Source organism: Micromonospora sp. DT227, from assembly GCF_049841835.1.
Classification (GTDB): Bacteria; Actinomycetota; Actinomycetes; order Mycobacteriales; family Micromonosporaceae; genus Micromonospora.
On the sequence record NZ_JBNCLA010000008.1, the window covers coordinates 38,345 to 64,996 of the forward strand.

General features: G+C 73.5%; 21 protein-coding genes. 15 read left to right on the top strand and 6 right to left on the bottom strand.

From position 1 onward, the window contains the following. Positions 1 to 202: 202 nt before the first annotated feature. Positions 203 to 1,513: a serine hydrolase domain-containing protein gene (locus tag ACLQ2W_RS24870; protein WP_425789500.1), complete on the bottom strand. Its 1,311-nt coding sequence runs from the start codon at positions 1,511 to 1,513 to the stop codon at positions 203 to 205. Positions 1,514 to 1,601: 88 nt separating this feature from the next. Here ACLQ2W_RS24870 and ACLQ2W_RS24875 point away from each other — a divergent pair, with 88 nt between their 5' ends. From ACLQ2W_RS24875 to ACLQ2W_RS24895, 5 genes are all read left to right on the top strand, one after another. After that, complete coding sequence (locus ACLQ2W_RS24875) at positions 1,602 to 2,075, top strand: NfeD family protein (RefSeq protein WP_396861255.1); 474 nt, start codon at positions 1,602 to 1,604, stop codon at positions 2,073 to 2,075. Positions 2,076 to 2,079: 4 nt separating this feature from the next. Further along, positions 2,080 to 3,186, top strand: coding sequence for an SPFH domain-containing protein (locus ACLQ2W_RS24880; protein WP_425789097.1), 1,107 nt, complete (start codon positions 2,080 to 2,082; stop codon positions 3,184 to 3,186). 131 nt (positions 3,187 to 3,317) lie between these two features. Next, a complete protein-coding gene (locus tag ACLQ2W_RS24885) occupies positions 3,318 to 4,112 on the top strand; it encodes a hypothetical protein (protein ID WP_425789099.1) in 795 nt (264 codons plus the stop codon). Between the two features lie 102 nt (positions 4,113 to 4,214). Further along, positions 4,215 to 6,419 (top strand): transglycosylase domain-containing protein, encoded by a 2,205-nt coding sequence (locus tag ACLQ2W_RS24890; protein WP_425789101.1) that lies wholly within the window; start codon positions 4,215 to 4,217, stop codon positions 6,417 to 6,419. A 181-nt stretch (positions 6,420 to 6,600) separates the two neighbouring features. Next, a complete protein-coding gene (locus tag ACLQ2W_RS24895; protein ID WP_425789103.1) occupies positions 6,601 to 7,161 on the top strand; it encodes a dihydrofolate reductase family protein in 561 nt (186 codons plus the stop codon). 76 nt (positions 7,162 to 7,237) lie between these two features. On the opposite strand, the gene ACLQ2W_RS24900 is transcribed toward ACLQ2W_RS24895, so the two are convergent. After that, positions 7,238 to 9,076: a thiamine pyrophosphate-requiring protein gene (locus tag ACLQ2W_RS24900; RefSeq protein WP_425789105.1), complete on the bottom strand. Its 1,839-nt coding sequence runs from the start codon at positions 9,074 to 9,076 to the stop codon at positions 7,238 to 7,240. Between the two features lie 111 nt (positions 9,077 to 9,187). Between ACLQ2W_RS24900 and ACLQ2W_RS24905 the strand changes: the two genes are divergently transcribed. Genes ACLQ2W_RS24905 through ACLQ2W_RS24915 form a run of 3 tightly spaced genes read left to right on the top strand, consistent with a single transcriptional unit; the run spans position 9,188 to position 13,431 of the window. Next, a complete protein-coding gene (locus ACLQ2W_RS24905) occupies positions 9,188 to 9,997 on the top strand; it encodes a TrmH family RNA methyltransferase (RefSeq protein WP_405090325.1) in 810 nt (269 codons plus the stop codon). Between the two features lie 42 nt (positions 9,998 to 10,039). Then, complete coding sequence (argG, locus tag ACLQ2W_RS24910; RefSeq protein ID WP_281938741.1) at positions 10,040 to 11,491, top strand: argininosuccinate synthase; 1,452 nt, start codon at positions 10,040 to 10,042, stop codon at positions 11,489 to 11,491. A gap of 50 nt (positions 11,492 to 11,541) precedes the next feature. Next, positions 11,542 to 13,431: a PucR family transcriptional regulator gene (locus ACLQ2W_RS24915; protein ID WP_425789108.1), complete on the top strand. Its 1,890-nt coding sequence runs from the start codon at positions 11,542 to 11,544 to the stop codon at positions 13,429 to 13,431. Between the two features lie 95 nt (positions 13,432 to 13,526). Here the strand turns inward: ACLQ2W_RS24915 and ACLQ2W_RS24920 are convergent, their stop codons facing one another. Further along, positions 13,527 to 14,876: a hypothetical protein gene (locus ACLQ2W_RS24920; RefSeq protein WP_425789110.1), complete on the bottom strand. Its 1,350-nt coding sequence runs from the start codon at positions 14,874 to 14,876 to the stop codon at positions 13,527 to 13,529. A 48-nt stretch (positions 14,877 to 14,924) separates the two neighbouring features. Between ACLQ2W_RS24920 and murD the strand changes: the two genes are divergently transcribed. The 7 genes from murD to ACLQ2W_RS24955 all read left to right on the top strand — a co-directional run bounded on the left by murD (position 14,925) and on the right by ACLQ2W_RS24955 (position 22,082). Next, positions 14,925 to 16,274 (top strand): UDP-N-acetylmuramoyl-L-alanine--D-glutamate ligase, encoded by a 1,350-nt coding sequence (gene murD / locus ACLQ2W_RS24925; RefSeq protein ID WP_425789112.1) that lies wholly within the window; start codon positions 14,925 to 14,927, stop codon positions 16,272 to 16,274. 13 nt (positions 16,275 to 16,287) lie between these two features. Further along, complete coding sequence (locus ACLQ2W_RS24930; protein WP_425789114.1) at positions 16,288 to 17,052, top strand: protein phosphatase 2C domain-containing protein; 765 nt, start codon at positions 16,288 to 16,290, stop codon at positions 17,050 to 17,052. A 174-nt stretch (positions 17,053 to 17,226) separates the two neighbouring features. Continuing rightward, on the top strand, positions 17,227 to 17,607 hold the full coding sequence (locus tag ACLQ2W_RS24935; RefSeq protein ID WP_425789116.1) for a hypothetical protein: 381 nt from the start codon (positions 17,227 to 17,229) through the stop codon (positions 17,605 to 17,607). A gap of 59 nt (positions 17,608 to 17,666) precedes the next feature. Continuing rightward, positions 17,667 to 18,680, top strand: a complete 1,014-nt coding sequence (locus tag ACLQ2W_RS24940; protein WP_425789118.1) for a UDP-N-acetylmuramate dehydrogenase — start codon at positions 17,667 to 17,669, stop codon at positions 18,678 to 18,680. Positions 18,681 to 18,884: 204 nt separating this feature from the next. Next, complete coding sequence (locus ACLQ2W_RS24945; protein WP_425789120.1) at positions 18,885 to 19,220, top strand: CATRA system-associated protein; 336 nt, start codon at positions 18,885 to 18,887, stop codon at positions 19,218 to 19,220. Then, on the top strand, positions 19,217 to 20,671 hold the full coding sequence (locus ACLQ2W_RS24950; protein ID WP_425789122.1) for a CATRA conflict system CASPASE/TPR repeat-associated protein: 1,455 nt from the start codon (positions 19,217 to 19,219) through the stop codon (positions 20,669 to 20,671). Before ACLQ2W_RS24945 ends, ACLQ2W_RS24950 begins: the two co-directional genes overlap by 4 nt. A gap of 37 nt (positions 20,672 to 20,708) precedes the next feature. Then, entirely contained in the window at positions 20,709 to 22,082 is a 1,374-nt protein-coding gene (locus ACLQ2W_RS24955; RefSeq protein WP_425789124.1) for a hypothetical protein, read from the top strand. Here the strand turns inward: ACLQ2W_RS24955 and ACLQ2W_RS24960 are convergent. The 3 genes from ACLQ2W_RS24960 to ACLQ2W_RS24970 are packed head-to-tail and all read right to left on the bottom strand — an operon-like array spanning position 22,075 to position 26,386. Continuing rightward, positions 22,075 to 24,384 (bottom strand): CHAT domain-containing protein, encoded by a 2,310-nt coding sequence (locus ACLQ2W_RS24960; protein ID WP_425789126.1) that lies wholly within the window; start codon positions 24,382 to 24,384, stop codon positions 22,075 to 22,077. The two genes, ACLQ2W_RS24955 and ACLQ2W_RS24960, sit on opposite strands and share 8 nt — an antisense overlap. Continuing rightward, entirely contained in the window at positions 24,381 to 25,541 is a 1,161-nt protein-coding gene (locus ACLQ2W_RS24965) for a VWA domain-containing protein (protein WP_425789128.1), read from the bottom strand. The genes ACLQ2W_RS24960 and ACLQ2W_RS24965 overlap by 4 nt, the downstream gene beginning before the upstream one ends. Beyond that, entirely contained in the window at positions 25,538 to 26,386 is an 849-nt protein-coding gene (locus tag ACLQ2W_RS24970; protein ID WP_425789130.1) for an AAA family ATPase, read from the bottom strand. The genes ACLQ2W_RS24965 and ACLQ2W_RS24970 overlap by 4 nt, the downstream gene beginning before the upstream one ends. Positions 26,387 to 26,652 lie beyond the last annotated feature (266 nt).

Genomic DNA, 26,652 nt, shown 5'->3' on the forward strand with positions numbered 1-26,652 from the left:
GGGCGGGGGGCGCCGGTGCCGGGCGCGGGGCGGTCAGGCTTGATCCCTGCGCCGGTCACGGTCGCCCCCGGCCCGTCGGGTGCCGTGTCCGCGGCTCGGTTCCGCAGTCGTGGGTGAGGTCTTGCGGGGCGCTACGAAGTTGATGGCGTGGACGGGTCGGGGGGTGAGTCGTCCATGTACTCAAGTTGGTAGGCGCCCCGGGTCAGGGGGCCTGGTCGGGGGAGCGGGTCAGGACGAAGGTGGCGATGTCGAGTGCGACCGCCTCGCCGGAGTCGTCGCGGACGACGGTGAGGACCTCCCCGTCCTGCGGGCCGGACCGGCCCCGCCAGCGGTCCGGCCCCTGCGGGGTGAAGCGGAGCGGCGGGCCGCCCATCGGCCCACCCACCAGGTCACCGGCCGGATCGGCGCGGAACTCGTACTCGACGCCCATCCACCACCAGCGGCCGGTCAACTCGGCCGCGTCGGCGGCGGGGGGAGCGGCCGGACGCCACGGGGCGGGCGCGGGCGGCTCGGCGTCCAGCACCCGGGTGAGCACGTCGCGGGCCATCCCCACGACGTGGTGCCCGCGCAGCCCGTACGCGTTGGCGAAGTCCACCACCGCGGTCCGGGTGGGGCGGTGCACCACCAGGCCGGCGACGAAGCCGGGCATCGACCCGCCGTGGCCCACGTACACCCGGTCGCCGACCCGGTAGAGCTCCACACCGAGGCCGTGGCCGCCGGTCCACGAGTCCAGGTCGCTGATCGCCACCGGGACGCACATCTCGGTCAGCGTGGCCGGGTCGAGCAGCGCCGGGTCCGGGTCGGCGAGGAACGCCGCCCAGCGGGCCAGGTCCTCGACCGTCGACCAGAGCTGCCCGGCCGGCGCCATCGCCCCGGTGTCGGTCAGCGGCTCCTCCCGCAGCGTCTGGTGCCACGGGTGCACGACGAAGCCGCGGGCGTACGGCTCGGTCGGCAGCACGGTGGTGCGGCGCATGCCGAGCGGCGTCAGCAGCCGCTCGGTCAGCAACGCGCGCCACGGGGTGCCGGTGATCCGTTCCAGCGCGCCGCCGAGCAGCCCGTACGCCAGGTTGGAGTAGTGGTAGACCCGGTGCGGCGGGTAGGCGATCTTGTCCGGGGTCAGCCCGGCGAGCAGCGTGTCCAGGTCGGTGCCGTCGGCGCGTTCCCACCATCCGCCGTCCGGCTCGCGTTGCAGCCCGCTGGCGTGCCCGAGCAGCTGGCGCACGGTGAGCGCGCCGACCGGGGTGCCGGGCAGGTGCTTGTCGAGCGGGTCGTCGAGGGTCAGCCGCCCGGCGTCGCGCTGCTGCATCACCAGCACGGCGGTCATGGTCTTGGTGATCGAGCCGATCCGGTACTGCGTGTCGACGTGGGGGCGGGGCTGTTCGCCGGCGACCGACACGTGTGCCAGCTCGCCGTCGCGGACCACCCCGAGGGCGACCGACGGTCCGCGTCCGTCCGCCTGGGCGTGGGCGACCAGCAGGTCCACCTGGCGTGCGGTCTCGGGCAGCAGAGCCATCTCGTCCTCCTCGTCGCCGTCCGGCCCGGCCAGCCTAGCGATCATGACAGTTCGATGACACGTGCTCCGACGTGTCACGATTGGCCACGTGGACGCCGTGTTCTGGATCGTTCTGGGTGTGGTACTGGCGGTCGCCGAGATCTTCACGACGACGCTCTTCCTGATCATGTTCGGGGTCGGGGCGTTCGCCGCGGCCGGCGCCGCCGCGCTCGGCGCGCCGGTGGCGCTCCAGGCGGTGATCTTCGCGGTGGTGTCGGCGCTGTCCCTGGCGCTGGCCCGGCCGGCGATCCGCCGCAACGCCCGGTCGGCGCTGGAGGCCGGCGAACAGCCGTTCGGCGTCGAGGCCATCGAGGGGTCCAGCGCGGTGGTGCTGGAGCCGGTGGACGCCGACCGTGGCATGGTCAAGATCGATGGTGAGCTGTGGACGGCCCGCTCGTTCGACGCGACGCAGACGTACGCCGTCGGCCAGCGGGTGCAGGTGATAAAGGTCCGGGGCGCGACCGCCCTGGTCTGGCAGGACGACATTTCCGCCCCGGGCGAGCTGCCCGAAGCGAGAGGGTGAAGATATGGAGTTTGCAGCGGTCCTGTTGATCGCCGTGGCGCTGATCGTGGTGGTCACGCTGGCCAAGGCGGTGCGGATCGTGCCGCAGCAGCGCCAGGACGTGGTGGAGCGGCTCGGCAAGTACAAGCGCACCCTGAGCCCCGGCCTGAACCTGCTGGTGCCGTTCGTCGACGCGGTGCGCACCAAGGTCGACATGCGCGAGCAGGTGGTCAGCTTCCCGCCGCAGCCGGTGATCACCTCGGACAACCTGGTCGTCTCGATCGACACGGTGCTCTACTTCAAGGTGGTCGACTCGGTCCGGGCCACCTACGAGATCTCCAACTTCCTCCAGGCGATCGAGCAGCTCACCGTCACCACGCTGCGTAACGTGATCGGCTCGCTGGACTTGGAGCGCGCGCTGACCAGCCGCGAGGAGATCAACCGGCACCTGTCCGGCGTGCTGGACGAGACCACCGGCCGCTGGGGCATCAAGGTGACCCGGGTCGAGATCAAGGCGATCGAGCCGCCGCCGAGCATCCGCGACTCGATGGAGAAGCAGATGCGCGCCGAGCGGGACCGCCGCGCCGCCATCCTCAACGCCGAGGGGCACAAGCAGTCCCAGATCCTCACCGCCGAGGGTGAGAAGCAGGCCGCGGTGCTGCGCGCCGACGGTGACCGGCAGGCCCGGATCCTCCAGGCGGAGGGTCAGGCCAAGGCGATCCGCACCGTCTTCGACGCGATCCACACCGCCAACCCGAGCCAGAAGGTGCTGGCCTACCAGTACCTCCAGGCGCTGCCGCAGATCGCCAACGGCACCGCCAACAAGGTCTGGATCGTGCCGACCGAGCTGACCCGGGCCTTGGAGGGCATGGGCGGCGCGTTGGGCGGGCTGGCGAACATGGTCGGCGACCAGCCGTCGCCGGAAGCGGCCAGGACCGCCAGCGAGGTCGAGCGGGAGGCCGCCGAGGCCGCCCAGGCCGCGGCCGTCGCCGCCCAGGAGATCCACGACGAGGTACGCGTGGCGGAGGCGCAGGCCACCGGCGGCAGCACGGCGAAGGGCCTGCCGGCCCCGGAGCCGGTGTCCCCGGAGTCCCTGCTCAACGACCCGGCGGACCAGCGCGAACGGGGCTGATCCCGGCAAATCCGAGAATCGCTCATCCGGCGCCCCGGCGCCTGCCACCATCGGTCTCAGGGACGGGTGGTGACCAGGGCCGGGGCGTCGTTGCGCGTACCGGGCCACCCGTGGCGCGAGCGAGGTGGCGCATGACGGAACCGGCGAATCGGCTCTTCTCCCGTACCCCGGTCCCCGGCGCGCACGACCCCGGCGGACCGCTCGGCTCCCGGCGTACCGGTGGGGGGTTCCGGGTCCTGCCGTTCGTCTCCGAACCGGGGCCGGGGGCCCCGGCCACGGACGCGAGCTGGGCCTGGTCCGTCCGGCGCTTCGCCCGCGCGGCGGTCTGGCTGCTCCCGGCGTACGCGGTCCTCTACGGCGTGGTCGCGATGGCCAGCGACGGCGGGGTGGGCAACGACCCCTACCCGGCCGACGGCCAGCCGCTCTACCTGGTGGGCTGGGTGCTGTCGGTCTGGCTGGGGCTGCTGGCCCTGCTCGCGCTCACCGGCCTGCTCGCGGCCACCCGGTGCCGCCGCGTCGCGCTGGCCGGGCTGCTGGCCAGCATCGGCGGCATGGTGCTGATGCTGCCGTTCGCCGGGCTGGCCGAGCAGACGCCGGTGTTCGGCCTGACCGCGCGCGGCATCGTGCTGTTCGGGGCCACCTGCTACAGCGTGGGCTGGGTGCTGACCGGCTGGTCGGTGGCCCGCTCCGGGATGTTCTCCTACGGCGACGGCACCATGCTGATGATCGCCGCGCCGCTGCTCGGCCTCGGCGGCGCGCTGCTCGGCTCGTTGCAGACGTTCGGCGCGATCTTCGTGCTGGTCGCCGGCATCGGTATCGGCTACCGCAGCGGCCGGCTGGTCCCGGAGACCATCGCCCGCGACGCCGCAAGCGCCAGCGTCGCCGCCCCGCCCCCGTCACCGGACGGCCCGCTTGCCGCCGGTTGACCGGTTCGCGGGCGCCGGCGGAGCTGGACAGTTGCCGTGAGGTAACTGACAGTTGCCTGGCGAAGTGGCCGGTAGGCGGCTTTCGTGGCAATCCTTGGCTCCATGCCGTCTCCCCGGTCCCCACTGTCGCGGCTGTTCACCGTGCTGCTCGCCGGCCTGCTCGCCGGGCTCGTCCTGGCGCTCGCCGCGCTCCCGACCGGCCTGCTCGGCGGGTTCGTCGCCAAGGCGAGCCTCGGCGCGTACGCGGAGCTGCCCGACGCGCTGCGCACCCCCGCGCAGCCGCAGCGCTCCTACCTCTACGCCAACGACGGCAAGACGCTGATCACCACGTTCTACGACGTGAACCGCACCGACGTGCCGCTGGCCGAGATCGCGCCGGTGATGCGTCAGGCGATCATCTCGGCCGAGGACCGGCGGTTCTACTCGCACGGCGGCGCCGACCTGCGCGGCATCGCCCGTGCGCTGGTGGCCAACGTGAAGGGCGGCGGCACCGAGCAGGGCGGCTCCACGCTGACCATGCAGTACGTCCGCAACGTGCTCAAGACCGACCCCACCCGCACCGCCGAGGAACGGCAGGCCGCCACCGAGCAGACCGTCGGGCGCAAGCTCCAGGAGATCCGGTACGCGAACGCGCTGGAGCAGTCGCTGTCCAAGGACGAGATCCTCAACCGCTACCTCAACATCGCGTACTTCGGCTCCGGCGCGTACGGCGTCGCCGCCGCGAGCCAGCGCTACTTCGGCACGGCGCCGGCGGACCTGACGCTCGGCGAGGCGGCGCTGCTCGCCGGACTGGTCCAGTCGCCCGACGAGTACAGCCCGATCGACGGCGACAAGGACGCGGCGCTGGCCCGCCGGGCGTACGTGCTCGACTCGATGGCCGAGACCGGCGCGGTCACCGCCGCGCAGGCGGCGGCGGCCAAGGCCGAGCCGCTGAGGCTGCGCCCGACCGCCCAGCCCAACGGCTGCACGGCGACCGCGCAGGGCCACGACGACTGGGGCTTCTTCTGCGACTACCTGCGCCAGTGGTGGCTCACCCAGCCGGCGTTCGGCGACACCGCCGACGAGCGCGAGCAGGCGCTGCGCCGCGGCGGCTACCGGGTCGTCACCACGCTCGACCCGAAGATCCAGCAGACCGCGCAGGCGCAGGCCACCAAGGTCTACGGGTACGACGACAAGCGCGCGCTGCCGATCGCGGCGGTCGAGCCCGGCACCGGTCGGGTGCTCGCCATGGCGGTCAACCGGCACTACAGCCTCGCCGACAACCCGGGCGGGCAGGCCAACCACCCGAACACGGTCAACCCGTTGATCTCCGGCGGCGCGAGCGTGGACGGCTACCAGGCCGGGTCGACGTTCAAGCTGTTCACCATGCTGGCCGCGCTGGAGGCCGGCAAGCCGCTCGCCACCGGCTTCGACGCGCCGGCCAAGCTGCCCACCCGGTACGCCTCCGACGCCGAGGGCAACTGCGACGGCATGTGGTGCCCGAGCAACGCCAACCCGGAGTGGATGGACGGCTACCGGATGATGTGGGACGGCTTCGGTCGCTCCGTCAACACGTACTTCGTCTGGCTGGCCGAGCAGGTCGGCGAGGACAAGGTGGTGGAGATGGCGCAGCGCCTGGGCATCACGTTCCGGGCCGACTCCGACGCCGCGTTCGCCCGGAACAACGCCGCCAACTGGGGCGCGTTCACGCTCGGCGTGGCCGCCACCACCCCGCTCGACCTGGCCAACGCGTACGCGACGGTGGCCGCCGAGGGCACGTACTGCACGCCGCTGCCGGTGGTCTCGGTCACCGCGCCGGACGGCGACGCGGTCGACGTGGGACAGCCGAACTGCAAGCAGGTGCTGGAACCGGACGTGGCGCGGGCGGCCACCGACGCGGCCCGCTGCCCGGTGGGCCAGCAGTCGGCGTACGGGCAGTGCAACGGCGGCACCGCCACCGGCGTCGACGGGATCGTCGACCGGCCGGTGGCCGGCAAGACGGGCAGCTCGGAGCGGAACGCCACCGAGACGTTCGTCGGGTTCACCCCGCAGGTGGCCGTGGCCGGCATCGCGGCCAACCCGGACGACGCGACCGACCTGGTCGGCTCCGCGGTGCAGGCGAAGGTGATCGACGCGGTGGCCCGGACCATCAAGGCGGCGGTCGCCGGCAAGCCGGTGCGGGACTTCACCGCGCCGAGCCGCGAGCTGGCCGGTGACCCGCAGCGCCCCCAGCCGCGCCCGCAGCCCCAGCAGCCCACCCAACCCCGCCCCGACACCCGGGACAACCTCCCCGCAGACATCCTCCGCTGGCTCCAGAACCGCAACTAGCCCCCACACGCCCACCCCACCCCACCACCCCCCTGTTTCACGGAAAGCGGGGTCATCCGCGCCCCGATGGCCACGCTTTCCGTGAAACAGCGGGCACGGAGGTGTCGGATTTGGGTGGGGGGCTCCGACTCGGTGGGGGAAGGGCGCGGTTGGGTGCCCCTGTGAGGTGGAGGAGCGCAGCATGGGCAGGGTCATCTACTGGGTGCACCAGTCGGTCGACGGCTTCGTCGAGGGACCGAACGGCGAGTTCGACTGGCCGGCGATGGGGGACGAGCTGTCCGCGTACTCCCTGGAGCTGGCCGGGCGGGCCGGCGCGTTCGGGTACGGACGGCGGGTGTGGGAGCTGATGGCCGGCTACTGGCCGCAGGTGGAGTCGATCTCCGACCATCCGCACGACCTGGCGTTCGCGCCGATCTGGCGGCGTACCCCGAAGGTCGTCGTGTCCCGCACGCTCGCCGCGGCCGACCACGGCGCCCGGGTGATCGGCGGCGGCGACCTGGCGGCGGAACTGGCCGAGGTGCGGGCCGGGCTCGACGGCGACCTGCTGGTCACCGGCGGCACCGGCGCGGCGGCGGCGCTGGCCGCGCTCGGGCTGGTCGACGAGTACCAGGTGATCGTGCACCCGGTGCTGCTCGGTGGTGGGAAGCGGTTGCTGCCCGGCCTCGACCGGCAGGCCCTGCGGCTGGTCGCCACGCGCGGCTTCGACGGCCGGTCGGTGCTGCTGCGCTACGAACGGGCGTGACCGGCCGGCGGCGAGCATCCCGCGCGGGCGTGACCGGCCGGCGGCGAGCATCCCGGGCGGGCGGCGGCGGGAGCGGTCAGCGGCCGCGCCGGCGGGGCCGGTAGGTGGCCACGGTGGCGGGCAGGCCACGCCGGAGGATGCCCGCCCGGTCGCTGTCGCCGCGCAGCAGCGCGGCGGCCGTCTTGCGGGCCTGCTCGGCGGTGAAGTGCGGCGGCAGCATCAGCTCCGCCGGGTCGACCACCGCGTTGACCACCACCGGCCGGTCCGCGCCGAGCACCCGTGGCCACAGGTCGGGGACCTGCTCGGGCGCGTCGACCAGCTCGCCGCCGAGCCCCAGCACCTCCGCCCACCGGTGGTACGCCACGTCCGGCAGGTCCTGGCTGTCCGGGAACCGCGGCGTGCCCTCGCCGGAGCGCTGCTCCCAGCTCACGAACGACAGGTCCCGGTTGTTGAGCACCAGCACCACGAACCGGGGGTCCGCCCACTCCCGCCAGTACTTCGCCACCGTGATCAGCTCGTTGACGCCGTTCATCTGCATCGCCCCGTCGCCGAGCAGCGCGATGACCGGGCGGTCCGGGTGGGCGAACTTCGCCGCCAGCGCGTACGGCAGGCCGCCGCCCATGGACAGCAGCGTGCCGGAGAGGCTGGCCAGCATGCCGGGCCGGACCCGCAGGTGCCGGGCGTACCAGGCGGTGGCCGTGCCGCAGTCCACGGCGAGCATGGCGTCGTCGGGCAGCGCGTCGTCGAGCGTGGCGAACAGCGACTGCGGGTTGACCGGGTCGGCCGGCTGCCCGGCCAGCTCCCGCTGGGCGGCCCGCCACTTGCCGGTGGCGTCGGCGATGGTGGCCCGCCAGGCGGTCGGTGCCGGGCCGGGGCCCAGCTCGTCCAGGAGGGCCCGCAGCGTCGGCCCGGCGTCGCCGGTCAGGTTCACCTCGGTCGGGTAGCGCAGCCCCATCCGGCTGCCGTCGAGGTCGATCTGCACCGCCCGGGCCTGCCCCTCGGGCGGGTAGAACTCCGAGTACGGCATCTGGCTGCCGACGATCAGCAGCCGGTCGCACTCCTGCATGAGCTGCCAGCTCGGGCGCGTGCCGAGCAGGCCGATCGCGCCGGTCACCCAGGGCTGCCGGTGGTCCACGGCGGCGAAGCCGAGCAGCGCGGTGGCCACCCCGGCGCCGAGCCGGTCGGCGATCCGGCGTACCTCGTTCTCCGCGCCGAGCGCGCCCTGCCCGACCAGCATCGCCACCCGCTCGCCGCCGCGCAGCGTCTCGGCCGCGAGGCGTACGTCGGCGGCCGGCGGCACGGTCGGCGCGCTGCTCGGCACCGCGCTGGTGTGGTAATACCCGTGCGCGTGCGGCGGCTGCGGCACCGCCGGTTCGTCCTGCACGTCGGAGGGGAGGACCAGGGCGGTCACGGTACGCCGCGCGAGCGCCGTGCGGCAGGCCCGGTCCACCAGGTGCCGGACCTGGGACGGGTCGTCGAGCTGGGCCAGGAAGCCGCCGGCCACGTCCTTGTAGAGGGAGAGCAGGTCCACCTCCTGGTAGTAGCCGCCGCCCTCGGCGGGCAGCGCGGTGTGCCCGAGCAACGCCACCACCGGCTGGTGGTCGAGCTTGGCGTCGTAGAGGCCGTTGAGCGCGTGGATCGCCCCCGGACCGCTTGTCACCACCACGCACCCGAGCGGGCCGCCGCCGTACTTGACGTGCGCGCCGGCGGCGAAGCCGGCGGTCTCCTCGTGGCGTACCTGGATGAACCGGGCGCGCCCCTCGGCGCGTTGCAGCGCCGACGTCAGGCCGTTGATGCCGTCCCCGGGATAGCCGTAGTAGCGGTGCACGCCCCACTCGGCGAGCCGGGCCACGATGTGATCGGCCACGGTGGCGCCGCGGGGCAGCCGGCCGTCGTCGGGGTGGTCCGCGCCCATCGTGGTGGTCCCTCCGTCGGTGTCCGCTTCCCCGGCTCCGTTCCCCGCCTCGGGCGGCGGAAACCCGGCCCGCGCCGGGGGTCGGGTCGGGGCACCGGGCAGAATCGTCGGGTGCCCGTCCACGAGATCACCGACCCCGACGACGACCGGATCGCCGACTACCGCGCGTTGACCGACGTGGAGCTGCGGACCCGCTGGGAGCCCCCGCACGGGTTGTTCATCGCCGAGGGGGAGCTGGTGCTGCGGCGGGCGCTGCGGGCCGGTTACCCGGCCCGGTCGTACCTGGTCGACGCGAAGCGGGCGGACCAGCTCGCCGACCTCGACACCGGCGACGCGCCGGTGTACGCGGCCACGCCGGCGGTGCTCCAGCGGGCCACCGGCTTCCACGTGCACCGGGGCGTGCTGGCCTCGTTCCACCGCAAGCCGCTGCCGTCGACGGACGAGGTGCTGGCCGCCGCCCGCCGGGTGGTGGTGCTGGAGGACGTCAACAACCACACCAACCTGGGCGCGATCTTCCGGGCCGTGGCGGCGCTCGGGGTGGACGCCGTGCTGCTGTCGCCGACCTGCGCCGACCCGCTCTACCGGCGCAGCGTACGGGTCAGCATGGGCGAGGTGTTCGCGGTGCCGTACGCGAAGCTGGAGCCCTGGCCGGGCGGGCTGGACCGGGTCCGCGCGGCCGGCTTCACGGTGCTGGCCCTGACGCCGGCGCCGGACGCGGTGCCGATCCAGCGGCTGACCGGCGACCAGCGGGCCCGCGCGGCGTTGCTGCTGGGCGCGGAGGGCGCCGGGCTGACGGCGGCGGCGATGGCCGCCAGCGACGTGCGCGTGGTGATCCCGATGCGTCGGGGCGTGGATTCGCTGAACGTCGCCGCCGCGACCGCGGTGGCCTGCTGGGAACTCGGCCGCGACGACCCACTGTGACGGTCGCTTGCATGACCATGCGGCTTGGTGCATAATCTTCCTGTGTCCAAGGTCCTCACCTCCCTGCCCACCGGCGAACGTGTCGGCATCGCCTTCTCCGGCGGCCTCGACACCTCGGTCGCGGTCGCGTGGATGCGCGACAAGGGCGCCGTGCCCTGCGCCTACACCGCCGACATCGGCCAGTACGACGAGCCCGACATCGCCTCGGTGCCCGGCCGCGCGCTCAGCTACGGCGCCGAGATCGCCCGGCTGGTCGACTGCCGAGCCGCCCTGGTCGAGGAAGGTCTCGCGGCGCTGACCTGCGGGGCGTTCCACATCCGCTCGGGCGGGCGGGCCTACTTCAACACCACCCCGCTCGGCCGGGCCGTCACCGGCACGCTGCTGGTGCGGGCGATGGTCGCCGACGACGTCCAGATCTGGGGCGACGGCTCGACGTTCAAGGGCAACGACATCGAGCGGTTCTACCGGTACGGCCTGCTGGCCAACCCGCAGCTGCGCATCTACAAGCCGTGGCTCGACACCGCCTTCGTCACCGAACTCGGTGGGCGCAAGGAGATGTCGGAGTGGCTGCTCGACCGCGACCTGCCCTACCGGGACAGCACCGAGAAGGCGTACTCCACCGACGCCAACATCTGGGGCGCCACCCACGAGGCGAAGACGCTTGAGCACCTGGACACCGGCATCGAGACGGTCAGCCCGATCATGGGCGTCCGGTTCTGGGACCCGACGGTGGAGATCCCCACCGAGGACGTCACGATCGGCTTCGACCAGGGCCGCCCGGTGACCATCAACGGCAAGGAGTTCGGCAGCCCGGTCGACCTGGTGCTGGAGGCCAACGCCATCGGCGGCCGGCACGGCCTGGGCATGTCCGACCAGATCGAGAACCGGATCATCGAGGCGAAGAGCCGGGGCATCTACGAGGCGCCCGGCATGGCGCTGCTGCACGCCGCGTACGAGCGGCTGGTCAACGCCATCCACAACGAGGACACCCTGGCCAACTACCACACCGAGGGCCGCCGCCTCGGCCGGCTGATGTACGAGGGGCGCTGGCTCGACCCGCAGGCGCTGATGCTGCGCGAGTCGTTGCAGCGCTGGGTCGGCACGGCGGTCACCGGCGAGGTGACGTTGCGGCTGCGCCGGGGCGAGGACTACTCGATCCTGGACACCACCGGCCCGGCGTTCAGCTACCACCCGGACAAGCTGTCCATGGAACGCACCGAGGACTCGGCGTTCGGCCCGTCGGACCGGATCGGCCAGCTCACCATGCGCAACCTGGACATCGCCGACTCGCGGGCCAAGCTGGAGCAGTACGCCTCGCTCGGCATGGTCGGCGGCACCGCCCCGCAGCGGATGGTCGGCGCCGCGCAGGCGGCCTCGACCGGCCTGATCGGCGCGATGCCGGAGGGCGGCGCGGAGGCCATCGCCTCCCGGGGCGTCCCCTCGGCGGAGGACGAGTGGCTCGACCGCGCCGCGATGGAGTTCGGCGTCGACTGAACCGGGACCGCACGGACGGGGCTTCGGTTCCGGTGGTGACGCAGGGTAGCGTGTCGCCCGTGTTCCCTACCGTGCGTGAGGTGCTCGGCCTGGTGCCGGTGCGCCACGGCGCGCCGCGCCTGGTCGCCGGCGACGCCGGGCTGGACCGCCCGGTGCGGTGGGTGCACGTCACCGAGGTGCCGGACATCGCCACCCTGCTCGGCGGCGGCGAGCTGGTGCTGACCACCGGCATCGGGCTGCCCGCCGACGACGCCGGGCTGCGCGCGTTCGTCGGCGACCTGGCCGACGTCGGGGTCTCCGGGCTGGTCGTCGAGCTGGGCCGCCGCTACGTCGGCGGCGTGCCCCGGGTGATGGCCGCCGCCGCCGAACGGCGCGGACTGCCGCTGGTCGAGCTGCGCCGGGCCACCCCGTTCGTGCGGATCACCGAGGCGGTGCACGCGCTGATCGTGGACGCCCAGCTCACCGAACTGCGGGCCACCGAGGAGATCCACCAACGGTTCACCGAGCTGTCCGTGGAGGGCGCCGAGCCGGCCGAGGTGCTGCGGCAGGCCGCCGAGCTGGCCGGCTGCCCGGTGGTGCTGGAGAACCTGTCCCGGCAGGTGCTCGCGTACGACCCGGCGGGGGAGAACGCGGAACTGCTGCTGAACGGCTGGGAGCAGCACTCCCGCCGGATCCGGCCGGCCGGGCGGACCGCGTACGACCCGGACAGCGGCTGGCTGGTCACCACCGTCGGCGCGCGGGGGCAGGACTGGGGTCGGCTGCTGCTGCGCTGGCCGGCGGCCGAGGCCGCGCCGCCCACCCGGCTCACCATCCTGATCGAGCGGGCCGCCTCCACGCTCGCCCTGGGCCGGCTGATCCGCCGCGACGCCGAGGGCCTGGAACGACAGATCCACCGGACGCTGCTGACCGCGCTCATCGACCATTCCCGCCCGGTGGACGAGGTGGCGCTGCGGGCCAAGGCGCTCGGCGTCACCCTGGACCGGCGGCACCTGGTCGGCGTGGTGGTCCGGCACCGCAGCGACGACCCGGCCGGGGACGCCGGGCCGGACGGCCACGACGATTCCGGTGCGACGCGCCGCCGTGATCCGGAGGCCGTCGGCCCGGAGGCCGGTCCGGCCCGCCTCCGCGATCTCGCCGAGGCGGTCGGCCAGGCCATGCGCGAGGCCAAACTGACGGCGCTGACCAGCGCCGTCGACGACCACGCGGTCGGCGCGCTGCTGGCGCTGCCCGACCCGGCCGACGAGGAGAGGGCGCTCGCCGCGTTCGCCGCCGCGTTGCGTCGGGTACGCCTCGACGCCGCCCCGCCCCGCCCGCCGGCCCCCCGCCCGGCCCGCCCGACGGACGGGGCCGGCCGGGCTGCGGGCACCGGGGGCGTGCGCCCGGTCGACGGGGCGGGTCGGGGCGCGGCTCCCGGCCCGGCGCGCCCGGTCGACGGGACCGGCCGGGGCGGCGCCACCGGGGGCGTGCGGCCGGTCGACGTGCCGGCCCGTCCGGCGGTCGTCGTGGCGGCCGGCTCCGGGGTGAGCAGCCTGCGCGAGGCACGCCGGTCGCTGGTCGAGGCGCGGCAGATCGCCGAGGCGGCCCGGCGGGACCCGCGTGACCTGCCCTGCTTCCGGCTGCCGCACGTCGGGCTGGCCGGCCTGCTGCACCTGCTGCGGGACGAACCCCGGTTGCAGACGTTCGTGGAGCGGGAACTCGGCCCGCTGCTGGCGTACGACGCGCAGCATCCCCGGGAGCAGTTGCTCGGCACCTTGCGGGCGTACCTGGAGCAGGGCCGCAACAAGTCGGCCGGCGCGGTGGCCGCGCACCTGTCCCGGCCGGCGTTCTACGAGCGGCTGGCCCGCATCGGCCGCATCCTCGACGCCGACCTCGACTCGGTCGACCAGTGCCTCTCCCTGCACGTCGCGCTGCTGGCCCTGGACGCCGTCCGCACCCCGTGACCGGGGCGGGTACGCCGCTCTTTCCCGGAAAGCGGGCCCATGGCGCGCGAAATGTCCACGCTTTCCGGGAAAGAGCGGCCATTCGCGGGGGAGGGTCAGATCAGGGACTGGAGGGTTTTGGCGTAGGGGGCGGGGACGAAGTTCGGGCCGGTGGGGGTGAACACGTCGGAGGTCGCGGCGGCCTGCCAGGCGGTGTCCGGCAGCGCCGCCACCAGGGCGCGCACCACCGGGGCGTCCCGCCACTGGTCCTGCTGCGCGAGCAGGCTCAGCGCCACCACCGACTCCTCCACCTCGCCGACGCACTCGAACGGCTTGTGCCCGTCCACGCCGAGCAGCTCCCGGTAGCCGGGGACCTGGGACTCGTCGGCCAGCAGGTCACCGCCGAAGATGCCGGTGAGCCGCTCGCGGGGCATGAACGGGGCCATGGCCAGGAAGACGAAGCGGCACTTCGGGCAGTTCCGGCACCAGCGCTCGCTCGCGTCGTGCAGCTTGAACGCGGCGTTGCAGCTCGTCACCACCGCGTCGTACCTGTCGATCTCGGCGAACAGCCGGGCGATGTGCAGCTCGGACAGGGAACGCAGGAGCGAGAAGTACGGCTCGGTGAGCCCGGCGTGCTCGGCCAGCGCGGCCCGCAGCAGCCCTTCCGCCTCGACGCCCTTGGACCACTGGTGGTTGATCTCGTGGCCCTGCCAGACCAGGTTCGGGTCGGACGCGGAGCGCTCGTTCGACATCACCACCGGCCCGAGGTCGTGCAGCACGGCGGTGGCGACCGCGATCAGCGAGTTGATCGCGGTGACCGGGATGTGCCCGTTGCGGGCCCCGGCCCGGTTCAGCTCGAACAGCACCGGGTCGAGTCGCCGCCGGGCGGCGAGCGGCACCAGATCGGACGCCTCGTTCACCGAGACGATCACGTGGTTCGGGTTGACCGAGAACGGCACCGGGTCGAGGCCGGCCCGGCGCAGCGCCTCCAGCGTGACGATGGAGTCCTTGCCGCCGCCCACCGCCGACAGCGGACGCCGGTCGGAGTTGTCCCACGGCGCCGCCGTCTCGACGGAACCGGCCGGGACCTCCGGGCGCAGCGTCAACACGTGCGGCAGCGCGTTGCGGTACGCGTACTCGGCGAGGCCCTTGGTGTAGACGGCGGTGACCAGCTCGACGGCGGCGGACCCCAGCGGCGCCGGCAGCACCAGCCGGGGCGGCGCGGCGGCCTTGTAGTAGCTGACGCCGGCGACCACGTGCAGCAGCTCCAGGACCCGGGCCAGCCGCGTCGCGGTGGCGTCGGAGACCGGCTCCGCCGGCAGCGGAAGCGTGATCACCTCGGTGAACCGCTGATCGCCGTCGGGGCCGGTCAGGGCGTAGTCGAACAGCACCTCACCGGTGGCGAAGTCGATCGAGTACGACGGGAAGGTGAAGGCGGCCATCCGTCCGAGCTGTCCGTTAAGCACAGGTCATACTAGTCCGGACCTACCGGGACGTGAGCAAGGAGATTCAACGTGCGCCTGTCTGACCTGCGCGGACGCTCTGTGGCGATCTGGGGCACGGGGCGTGAGGGCATGGCCGCCGCCCGAGCGGTCGCCGCGCACGGTCCGGCCGGTCTCGTCGCGGTGGACGACCGGGCGAACTTCCTGTCGCTGCCCTGGGAGGGCGCGCTGGCCGAGACCGCCCCGCTGGTCACCGGCGAGCCGGGGCGGGACGCGCTCCTCGCCGCCGACGTGGTGGTCCGTTCGCCGGGCGTGCCGCAGACCCACAGGTGGATGAGCGAGCTGCGGCAGCGCGGCGTCCCGGTGACGCAGGGCACCGCGCTCTGGATGGCCGACCACGCCGACCGGACCATCGGGGTGACCGGCAGCAAGGGCAAGAGCACCACCTCCAGCCTGATCAGCCATCTGCTGGTCGCCGTCGGCCGGCCGAACGTGTTCGGCGGCAACATCGGCGTGCCCACGCTGGAGCTGCCCGACGCGGAGCTGTACGTGCTGGAACTCTCCAGCTACCAGTGCAGCGACCTGACCGACTCGCCGCGGATCTCCGTGGTCACCGCGTTGTTCCCGGAGCACCTGGACGCGCACGGCGGGGAGCGGGAGTACTACCGGGACAAGCTGAACCTGCTGGCGCACGGCCCGCACGCCGTGGTGGTCAACGGGGCGGACCCCCGGCTCGCCGCGGAGCTCGGCGACCGGGCGGCGGTCCGCGCCGGCTCGCCGGACACCACCCACGTGGCGACCGGCCCGGACGGCACGCCCTGGTTCCACCTGCGGGACACGCCGCTCTTCCCCCGCGCGGTGCTGCCGCTCGTCGGCCGGCACAACGAGGGCAACCTCTGCGTCGCGCTCGCCGTGCTCGACGTGCTCGGCGTCGACGTGGCGGCGCGCAAGGACACGCTGGCCGTCGCGGTCGCGGAGTTCCAGGGACTCGCCCACCGGCTCACCGAGATCCCCGACCCGTCCGGGCTCACCTTCGTCGACGACACGCTCGCCACCAGCCCGTACGCGGCCATGCACGCCATCGACGCGTACGACGGGCGGCCGTTGACGGTCATCCTGGGCGGCACCGACCGGGGGGTGGACTACGCGCCGCTCCGCGACCACCTGGCCGAGCGCGAGATCACCGTGATCGGCATTCCGGACAGCGGCCCGCGGATCATCGAGGCGCTGACCGGGCTGCCGGGCGTGCGGTGCGAGATCGTCGACGACCTGTCCGACGCGGTGCGCCGGGCCCGCAAGATCACCCCGACCGGCGGGGTCGTGCTGTTGTCGCCGGCCGCGCCCAGCTACGGCCGGTTCCGCAACTTCGAGCACCGGTCGGAGGCGTTCCGCGAGGCCATCGCGGAGACCATGGCCGGCTGAGCCGGCCGCGACAGTGGACTTCGCCTTCGCCACCGCGCCCGGATCGGACCGGCCCAACGAGGACCACGTCGTGGTGTCGGCCGACTGGGCGTTCGTGCTGGACGGCGTCACCCGGCCGCCCGGTCTCGACACCGGCTGCGTACACGGTCCGGCCTGGCTGGTGCGGCAGTTGGGTGACTGCCTGGGGGGCGCGCTGACGGCCGCCCCGGCGGCACCGCTCGACCGGGTCCTGGCCACCGCCATCGACCGGCTGCGGGGCCGCCACGGGGGTCGCTGCGACCTGTCCAACCCGCACAGTCCGTCGTCGACGGTCGCCATGGTCCGGGCCGCAGACGACCAGGTGGACTATCTGGTGCTGTGCGACTCGTCGGTGGTGTTCGAGAACGCGGACGGCCGCACGGTCGTGCACGACGACCGCACCGACACCCTGCCGGCGTACGACCGGCACACGGTGGCCCGGCTGCGCAACCGGCCGGGCGGTTTCTGGGTGGCGTCGACCGATCCGGCGGCGGCGGCCGAGGCGGTGACCGGCCGGGTGGCCCGGTCCGGGCTGCGTCGGCTGCTGCTCTGCACCGACGGCGTCTCCCGGCTGACCGAGTTCTTCGCGCTCGACTGGGCGGAGGTGTTCGGGATCGCCGAGCGGTCCGGGCCCGGCGCCGTCATCGACACCGTCCGCCGCCACGAGACCGGCCGGCCGGAGCTGTTGGCGCGGCCGGGGCGGGGCCCGGTCAAGCAGCACGACGACGCGACGCTCGCCGTGCTGCTTCCCCGTCCCTGATCCGGCCCCCGGGCCCCGGGGGGCCGCACGGTGACGGAATCCCGACGGTGGTCTTGTCCCGCCGGGCGGGCGACGGTTCAATACTGCCGTTCTCGCCCACGCCGAGGACGCATCGCCAGGCGTCACCGCACCGGTTCCACGGACGGGCGGCCGGTTCGACGGAAGGTGCCAGCCGTGATCGAGGAGACGGGCGGTCCGATGTCCTCCGAGGACCTGTACCGGACGGCGGCCATGGACGCCAAGACGTTGCAGGACCGGATCCTCACGGCGGCCGGTCCCGGTGTCGACGTCAGTGACGGCCGCGCCCCGGCCCAGGCCCTCGCCGACGCCCTCCTCGCCGTGGTGCAGGACTACCTGGCGCAGACCTCGAACGAGCACGACGTGGAGCTGTTCCTCGAGGTCAACGGCCGGCCGCCGGAGGATCTCGCCGCCTGGCCGGTGAACATCCTGGCGGGCCTCGTCCTGCGCCGGACCCCGGCCGCCGACCGGCACGCGATCGGCGAGCGCGCGGTGCGGATCGCGGCCCGGCGGCTCCGGTCGGCCGCCGGCGCCTGACCGACGGGTCGCGCCGAGGAAGCCGCGGGCGGCGGTGAGCCGGTCAGTAGGCTGGCACGGTGACAACCACGTTTGCTGACCTGACCACGATGCGGGTCGGTGGTCCGATCGGTCGCATGTACGTGCCGGAGACCACCCCCGATCTGCTCGACCTGCTGCGCCGGACCACCGCCGCCGGGGACCCGCTGCTGGTCATGGGCGGCGGTTCGAACCTGGTGGTGGGCGACGTCGGCTGGGACGGAACGGTCGTCAGGTTGGCGACCTCGGAGTTCCGTATCGACGGGGAGCTGGTCACCGCCGCCGCCGGCGTCGAGTGGGACCATCTGGTGGCGGCCACCGTCGACGCGGGGCTCGCCGGCCTGGAGGCGTTGTCCGGCATCCCCGGGCTGGTGGGCGGCACGCCGGTGCAGAACGTCGGCGCGTTCGGCACGGTGACCTCGGACGTGCTCGACTCGCTCTCCGTCTACGACCGGCAGACCGGCGCTCTGGAGCGGTGGACGCCGGAGCGCTGCGGCTTCGGCAGCCACCGGCAGTCCGTCTTCAAGCACAGCGACAGGTGGGTCGTGGTGGAGGTGACGTACCGGCTGCGCCGCAGTGACCAGTCGCGGCCGATCGAGTACGTGGAACTGGCGAAGCGGCTGGGCATCGACGTCGGCGGCACCGCCGCGCCGGCGGACGTCCGCGAGGCCGTGCTCGCGCTGCGGCGCAGCCGCGCCATGGTTCTCGACCCGGCGGACCACGACACCTGGAGCGTCGGGTCGTTCTTCATCAACCCGGTCCTCGCCGAGGTGCCGGAGCAGGCCCGGGAGTGCCCCCGCTATCCGGACGTCAAGGGCACCAAGCTGCCGGCCGCCTGGTTGATCGAGCGGGCCGGCTTCCCCCGGGGCTACGGTCACGACTGGGGCAACGGCACGGTGGCGCTGTCCAGCCGGCACGCGCTCGCGGTGACCAACCGGGGTGGCGCCACCACGGCCGAGGTGATGAAGTTCGCGGCGCACATCCGCGCGGGCGTCGAGGCGCGTTTCGGTATCCGGCTGGGTCCCGAATGCGATCTGGTCAACTGTTCCTTCTGAACGGTCTTTCTCGGCGTGTCGGTTAACCGACAATGTGCCGGCGTCGATGCGAAGTGGCTGCGGTGATTGCGGTCGAACTGGTCGAAGGGCTGAACGTCCGGCAATTCGCGACCGGATCGGATGAGCGTCGGGCGACCGTTCCGGTGTCGGTACGCCTCCGACGGGCGACTTCCCCACAGGTGTCCTCGCCTATGGTGACTGTCGATGAACGAGACCGGTGCGCCCGACCCCGACGACATCCTGCAATACGCCATCGACGCGTTGGCCGACATCCGTGAGGCGACGCTCCCGCCGGAGAAATGGGAACAGTTCCGCAGTTGTCTGGTGCTGATGAATGAGGCACTGGATCGGCGCGACCTGGTCGCCGTCAATCGGTGCCGGCAACGGATCGAGGCGCTCGAGAATCTGTTGGGCGCCAAGGCGGACCTCACCAGGGACGTTCGGCAGTCGGTGCCGCTGCGGGGGCAGGCCGATCGGCTGACCGACCGGCTGCGCCAGGAGAAGGGAGACGGGTCGGAACCGGACGGCCGGGGCCGATGAGACTGCACGCGTACGCGCTCAACGCGTACACCTATTTCGACGGCCTCCGGGACACCGGCATCGCGACCCGGATCACCGCCGCCTGCCGCAGCCTCGGCATGCGGGAGCCCGACCGGGTGCCGCTCGTGCGCGGCGACGGCCTGCGGGCCCGGCAGTTCCTCACCGCCCCGGGCGACGGCACCCGGCAGGCGCTGCGGTACACCACGGCCCGCCTCGACGCGTTCCTGGTCTGTCTGGCGCCGGTCGACGGCACCGCGGACTGGCGCGACCTCGACCGGACGTGGCGGACGGCGGTGGGCGCGACGGCCGACGAGGACTGCACCGGTCGGGTGCGGCTGTTCTACGCGCTGTACGACGGCGACGGTGACGCCGACCGGCTCGCCGCCGCGGCGGAGGCCGCGCTGCCGGCCGGCGCGGACCTCCGTGGGGCGGAACCGACCGAGCCGGTGCCGGGCACCTGGCTGTGGGAGGTTCCGTCGCCCGACCCGGCCCGCCTGGAACGCGTCCTCGTGCTGCTGGCGCCGACCGCCGGCGAGTCGTTGAGCGACTCCTGGGTGTGGCCGGACGGCGACGCGCGGCTCCGGCCGCTGCCCGGCTACCTCTGGGAGATGGCCAAGGTCCGCCACGAGGCCCGCCGGTTCGCGGAGCGCCGCTCGCCGGACCGACAGGCCCGGTTGTACGATCTCGCGTCCCGCGTCGAGGCCAGTGAGCGGGCCGACCCCGAACCGACCGAGGCCCGGGAGGAGCGGCTCCGGAAACTCCGGCGGGAGACGGCGTTGGGCGCCGCCGACGAGGCCGACCTGCGCATCATGTCCCGGACGGTCACGGCCGAGGAGCACAACGCCCGGATCTGGCTGCGCGACTGGGCGGACACGCTCGCGGTGCCGGACCGCCTCGCCTGGATCGAGGGCCTGGCCGGGCCGGTGGCCGCGGACCTGGCGTACGTGGCCTGGCTGCTGACCGAGATCGACGACGCGGCGGACACGGCGCGCAACACGGTGGCCTACGCGGAGCCGATGGCCCAGATCGGCGCCGCCGACCTGGAACGGCGGTTGCGTGCCCTCGCCGAACGCAACGAGTTCCTGACCGCGCTGCACACGTCGGTCCTCGCCGCCGTCGGCCTGCTGCTGGCCGCGTCCCAGTCGCTCAGCTACGACTGGCCGATGTACGCGTCGCTGCGGGCGCCGTTCATCGTCTCGGTGGCCGCCGGTGGGCTGCTCCTGCTGCTCGCCGCGGCGCTCCGGTCGACCCGCCGGCGCTGGGTCGGCCTGGCCGCCGCCGGCTTCGCCGCCTCGGTGACCTGGTTCGTGGTGACCTGGCTGGTCCGGTGGCAGACCGCGCATCCGCCCGCCGCACCGCTCACCCGCGGCTGGTCGGTCGCCGCCGCGGCGGTGGCGCTCGCCGGCTGGCTGGTCCGCCGGGCGATCAGGTCCCGACGTGAACTGCGATGACCCATCCCGACCGTGTGCGACGACCGCAGGAGGATCCGTGACCGTGATGAACGCCGAGCGCCTCGAGGAACTCTGCCTTGCCCTGCGCCGGGGCGAGATCACCTGCGACGACGACCTGGTGGCCGCCGTCGAGGCCGACGTGGTGGCGTACGACCGTGACCCGCGTACCCAGGTGCCGCCCGACGACGTCGCCGAACTGTTGCCGCTGATGGGCTGGCTGATGTACGAGGCGACCTGGTCGGCCCTGGAGCGGATCCCGAACCGGCGGGGGAGCGACGGCGACCGGGACCGGAACCACGAGTGGATCCTGCGGATCGCGAACGCCGCCCTCGACCTGCCGTGGCCGGAGTACGCCCCGCGGTCGTTGGGCGCGTTGCGGTCGCTGGCGCTCGCCGAGTCGAAGGAGGACACACAGGCGTCCTACGACCGCGCGCAGGCCTTTCACCAGAAGGCCCGCAACCGGCACGCCAGTTGTCTCTCCTACCACCGGGATCCGAAGAACGTCCCCTCCCCGTTCGCCGGGTTCGAGCTGCACTACGACGAGATGCTGCTCCAGTTGGTGCTGGCGGAGACCGGGACCGCGTGCCGGATCGCCGAGCGGGTGATCGACAGGTGGGCGGAGGAGTTCGCGGCCGAGGGCGACGACGCGGACCGGCAGCGCCGCGAGGAACGCGTACAGATGATCTTCAGTGACCTGGCGGAGGGCGCGACCCGGGGCGAGGAGGCGCTCACGGCGGCCGAGCGCGTCGCGGAGCACGGCTTCGTCGACAGGCCGACGAAGGAGCGGCTGGCGCTGCCCACCAGCTTCGTCAACCCGGGCATCATGACCGCCCGGGCCATCCTGCTGATGCTGGGGTTGTATCCGGAGATGCAGCGGCTCGGCTATTTCCCGCTCGGCGACGACGAGTCCTGGGACGACAGTCGGAAGGCCCTGGCGGCCCGCTTCGACCACGCCTATTCCAAGATCGAGAGGCCGATCCTGACCAGCGGGGGCGAGCCGCAGGAGTTGCGGCACGGCCTCCGGCTCGCCGTGGTGCAGATCCGGTTGGCCGCCGGCCTGCTGATGCCGGGCCACCGGCTGCCCAGCACGCTGTCCTTCGCGCCGTGCCTGGCGCACGAGGTGCTCGACGACGACGCCGTGGAAGCCATGTCCGCCTGGCTGACGGAGCCGGTCACCGACGCGAAGGGCCGCGAGACGCAGCGCAGCCACCTGCGCGGGTTCGGCGGCTCGGTCATGCCCAACTTCTTCGACGGCGTCGAGGAGTGCCGCGTCGCGTTCGGCGGCCGGCCCGGCTACCGCGCGTGGCGCGCACGCTGGTTCATCCTCGACAAGTACGCCAACGAGCCGGGCCGGGCCGGGCGGGTGTCGGCCGTGCTGGGCCGGCCGGTGAACCGGACCCGCCCTATCTGACGTAGGCGTTGAACAGCGCCCAGTTCGCCACCGGCTCGCCCAACCGCAGGTAGTGCAGTTGGGCGAGCCGGAGCGCGTGGTCGAGGCGGATCCCGGACCGCCGGATGAGCCCCACGAGATGGGCGGCCATCCGGCTGGCCGGGAGTTTCGCCACCTCCTCGATCGCGGCGGCGACGGACCGCCCACCACCGGCCAGCACCGCCACCACGAGGCCGACCGGCTCGATGTCCGCCACGTTGGTCACCGCGCCGACCTGACAGGACACCATCAGCGTCGACGCCGGCCAGCGCAGGGCCAACGCGTACGCGGCGGACAACTGCGTCCCGGTGTCGGTCTCCTCCGGCAGGATCAGGTGCTGCCCGAGGCCGTGGCCGGTGCCGTGCGCCTTGACGTGGAGCAGTCCGCACTCCGTTCCCCGCCGGAGGGCCACGCTGATCCGCGGGGACGCGTGGGCCGTGGGTTCCTGTTCGTCGAACGGGCAGCGGCTCAGCGGGACGTCCCCCCGGTTCAGGTTCCAGGCTCTGCGTTCCAGGTTGTCCGACGGGCCGTCGTGGGCCAGCGGCACCAGCCGGACCAGCGCCGGGCCGGTGACCACCGGGGGCGGCGAGCCGGACAGGCAGGTCAGCACCGGGGTGTGGGTGAGCACGGCCCGGCGCACCAGTCGGGTGCCCCCGCTGTCGAGCACCAGCGCCGCCCAGGGCACCAGGCACAGCTCCTGGTGCGCCGAGATCACCAGTTCCAGCGGGTCCCCGGTCACCGCGTCGAGCCGGCCGCGCAGCTCGGCGGGGAGCAGGTCGAGGGCCAGCCGGTGCCAGTCCGGGTCACCCAGGTCGAGGTCGATCGGCGCCTGCGGGTCCCGGGCCCGTCGACCGGCGACGTAGGCGGCGAGCTGCGCACCGGGGGTGAACCGTTCGAAGAAGACACCGTCGCCCGGGGTGATCAGCGCGCGGAACCAGTTCGTCCCCGTGGCGAGGCTGTCCGGCAGGGCGGCGAAGTCGAGCGCGTACCTGTCGTCCAACGCGCGGCGCAGGGTGGTCAGGTCCGTCGGGGTGGGCAGCGTCATCTCCGCGAAGATCGGGTTCACCCGCTTCTCGATCCGCCGGTGCAGGGTGTCGATCTCCCGGTTCTGCTCCTCCCGCTGAGCCTGCACCGCACGCGCGTCCGCCCGGTGGTCGAGGGGGTCGTCCCGTTCGGCCTTGAGCACGTCGTCGATCAGGCCCTGAAGCTGGTTGGGCAGCAACGACACCTCGGCCCGCATCTGCGCGGCCAGCCCGGTCTGCTTGGCCGCCAGGCACATGCGCAGTCCCAGCTCGGCGGCGGCCGGACCGGGCAGGGCCGCGGCCAGCAGCGCGATGTCGCCGTAGACCCGGCGGAACGCCGTCGACAACGGGGTACGGGCCCGGGAGATCACCCCCCATCGGCTCCGGATTCCCTCGGCGACCGTCAGCGCCCGCCCCGCGAGCCCGACCGCGCGATCGTTCCCGTGCCCGGTCAGCGCGAGCAGCTCGGCGAGCGTGAGCGCCAGCGACAACTCGTAGACGTCGTGCTGGGGGTCGGCGATCCGGAACTCCTCCAGATGCGCCAGCGCCGCGGTCATCCGGGCGACGGCTTCGTCGGTGTCGCCGGTGGCCTGGTCGGCCAGCGCCAGGATGAAGCCGTAGCGGTGCCGGGTCGAGTAGGAGCTGGCCTCGGTCGACTCCCAGTAGGTCTGGGCCAGCTCGCCGAGCGCGCTGTGCACCTCGGCGGCCTGGCCCAGCTCCAGCAGGCAGGCGCCGGTCTCGAAGTCGACGTCGCCGGCGCACGGCTCCGCGCCGCTGGCGAAGAAGAACTCGCGGTCCAGGGCCGCCGCCAGGGCCAGCGCGTCCGCGGGTCGCCCCGACGCCCGGAGGCTGCGGATCAGCCGGTAGGTCACGGTGACCTCGGTCCACCTGTCGCGCACCGGCCCGTCGGCCGGACGGATCTCGGCGAGCGCCGTCCCGTACAGCTCCTCGACGGCGGGCGTCGCGGCCAGCGGATGACCCAGGTAGGCGCAGAACCGCAGGATGGTGGCCGCGTTCGCGTTGCCGTCGCTGCGGAAGGACCAGTCGTGGTCGACCTGTCCCGTCCATTCGCGGCGGGTGGTCGCCTCCACCAGGTACCGCTCGACCGCGACCCGGAGCAACGCCTCCTCGTTGTCGAACACCCGGGCCTTGTGGTCGTCCTTGCGCACGATGACCAACGCCTGCTCGGCGTCGTGGGCGAGCCGCAGCATGGTGTCGCGGGCCAGGGCGCGGCGTACCGCGTCGGCGAGGGCCTGGGTCACGTCGGGACACTCCACTTCAGGTGGTCGCGGTGACGTCGGCAGCGCGGCCCGCAGCTCGGACAGGCCAGCATGCCGGCGAGGGCACGCAGGGCCGCCGCGTCGGGCGTGGCGACCAGGTGGACGTACGGCAGGCTGCCCACCAGCGCCGGCGCGTACGGGATGAACCCGGGATCGCCGGCCTTCGGGTGTCCCCAGATCACCGCGTGGGCCAGCCGGGACAGTCGGCTGACCTGGGCCACCAGGGGCGTCGGATCGGCCAGCTCCCACCCGTCGGAGACGATCACCAGGTGCGCCGAGCGCACGACTCGGTGGCCGCCCCACACCCGGCCGAAGACGGTGACGGCGCTCCCGAGCCGGGTGCCGGCGTCCCAGTCCGTGCGGCGGGCGGCCAGCGCGCGCATCGCCGCCTGCGGATCGCGGGACCGCAGCTCCCGGGTGATCCGGTCGAGCCGGGTGCCGATGGTGAACACCTCGGTCGTCAGCGGTGCGGCGGCGACCGCCGCGTACCCGAACCGCAGCAGCAGAGCGCGGTACGCCCGCATCGAGTAGCTGAGGTCGAGCAGCAGGACCAGGCGACGTCGCGCGTGGAGACGACGGCGGTACCACAGCCGGGTCGGCTCACCCGCGGTGCGCATCATCGTCTGCGCGGTGCGGGACACGTCGACGTGCCGCCGCCCGCCGGAGGCACGGCGCATCGTGCGGCGCAGCGGAACCGCCGTGGTGAACGCCGCGACGAAGGACGCCAGTTCGGCGCGGTCGGCGGCGCTCAACGTCCACGGTGGGGCGGTCGCCAGCCGCTCGCCGGAGCCGGCCCGGGAACGGGCCGGTCCCGGGTCGGCGGTGTCGTCCCGACCCGGCTCCTCGACCGTCGCCGGGCGGACCCGCGCGGGGCCGGGCAGCGCGGAGTCACCCGGCCCGGTGGACGCGGCCGGCCCGAACCAGGCGGCGAACGCGGCGTCGAAGACAGGCAGGTCCTCGCGGCGCGAGCACAACGTCAACCGGGTCGCCCAGTAGACGGCGTCCCGGTCGAGCCGCTCGTACGCGCCGAGCGCGCGCATCGCGGTGGTCACCCGCGCCACCTCGACGCGGAGCCCGTCGGCGCGGAGCCGACCGGCGAACCCGACCAGGTCACGGACCGGGTCGTCGTCCGACGTCACGGGGCCTCCGCGCGCAGGACGTCGCGGACGGTCTCCTGGTCCTCGCGCTGCTTCACCAGCACCCCGAGCGCGTCGTCGGCGGCCTCGGCGACGGTGCGCCGGCCGAGCGCCGCGGCGGCCCGGGCGAAGGCGATCGACTCGGCGACCCCGGGCGGCCGCACCAACGACAGGTGCCGCAGCTTGGCCATGGCGGCCGCGATCTGCGTGGCCAACGGCGTGTCCGCCACCTCCGGCACGTTGCGCCGGATGATCTCCGCCTCGTCCGCTTCGGCCGGATGGTCGACCCAGTGGTAGACGCACCGCCGTTTGAGGGCGCCGTGCACCTCCCGGGTGCCGTTGGAGGTGAGGACCACGAACGGCGGCTCGTCGATCGTGATGGTCTGGTAGTCGGGAATGGTGAGCGTCTCGCCTTCGAGGACCTCCAGCAGGAAGGCCTCGAACTCGTCGTCGGCCCGGTCGATCTCGTCGATGAGCAACACCGACGGACGTTGCTGCACGGCCCGCAGAATGGGCCGGGGGATCAGGAACTCCTTGCGGTAGATCGACTCGCCGTCCGGCGTGCCGCGCAGATGCAGCAGTTGGCGGGTGAAGTCCCACTCGTAGAGCGCCTGGGACCGGTCGATGCCGCTGTGGCACTGCAACCGGATCGGGGTGACGCCGAGCAGCTCGGCGATCTTCCTGGCCAGCACCGTCTTTCCCACGCCCGGGTCGCCTTCGAGGAACAGCGGCAGCTTGAGTTTCATCGCGAGGAAGATCGCCGCGGCGAGTCCGGGATCGGCCAGGTAGTTCAACCTCGCGAGTTCCTCCGCGATCCGTTCCGGGGTGGAGAAGGAAGCGTTCGGCATCGGTCGAGATTCGGCCCGGGGCCGCACGCCTGTCGATCCTATGAACGGGTGAGCCGCCGTTACCGGTCGACCGAGCGGGCACGCCACGACACGTGCCGACCGGCCCGCCGTGCGGGTCCTCCCGATCGATTCCGCAGGTGTCGCGAATGCGGTGGGGCCGGCCGGGCGACGTGCGGTCGGATCCGTGTTGACCGGCCACGATGCACGGTCCGACGCCGGGAGCGCCAGCGACCGACGGACGTCGTTGTCGTCTAGAGTGCGAGGCG